At 57.7% G+C, this 633-nt stretch carries 1 protein-coding gene; it reads left to right on the top strand.

What is annotated here, in order from left to right; all coding sequences use genetic code 11:
• Window positions 1-187 precede the first annotated feature (187 nt).
• Window positions 188-526, top strand: coding sequence for a P-II family nitrogen regulator (locus tag EN984_RS36860; protein ID WP_127384463.1), 339 nt, complete (start codon window positions 188-190; stop codon window positions 524-526).
• The last annotated feature ends 107 nt before the right edge of the window (window positions 527-633 follow it).

Below are 633 nucleotides of genomic sequence, written 5' to 3'. Positions count from 1 at the left end.
GTGTAGGCTCTGGCAGCCCATGCCGCTTCCGGTGCAGCGAATGACGCGAATTTGCATCCCGGTGCGGCGCGGCTTTGAAATCTTATGAGACCGCTTCGAATCCGCTGAATTGGCACAGTTCGTGCTTGATGGAGGCGCAAGCGGGGGGTCACAACCCGTTTTTTTGGCAGTGGAGGCCACTTTTTACATGAAAAAGATCGAAGCGATCATCAAGCCATTCAAGCTGGACGAAGTGAAGGAAGCGCTTCAGGAGGCCGGACTGCAAGGCATAACCGTCACCGAGGCAAAGGGCTTCGGTCGTCAGAAGGGCCATACCGAACTCTACCGCGGCGCCGAATATGTCGTCGATTTCCTGCCCACGGTGCAGATCGCGGTCGTCCTTGTCTCCGTCGCGGTCGACGGCGCCATCGAGGCCATCCGCAAGGCGGCCCAGACGGGCCGCATCGGTGACGGCAAGATCTTCGTCTCCAACATCGAGGAAGTCGTGCGGATCCGCACCGGCGAAACGGGCATGGACGCGGTCTGAACCGACCGCCCCATCCTCCTGAAAACGTCATCATCAAAAAAAGTCATCACACAGGGATACACGACATGACGACAGCCAAAGACATCATGAAGCAGATCAAGGACAAC

The sequence above is a fragment of the Mesorhizobium sp. M7A.F.Ca.CA.004.12.1.1 genome (assembly GCF_003997835.1).
In the GTDB taxonomy this organism is placed as follows: Bacteria; Pseudomonadota; Alphaproteobacteria; order Rhizobiales; family Rhizobiaceae; genus Mesorhizobium.
This window is presented reverse-complemented; position numbering and strand designations above follow the sequence as displayed.

Bases quoted from the DNA above. Each gene is read 5' to 3' on its own strand.
- EN984_RS36860 (WP_127384463.1), top strand. From the start codon at position 188: ATGAAAAAGATCGAAGCGATCATCAAGCCATTCAAGCTGGACGAAGTG.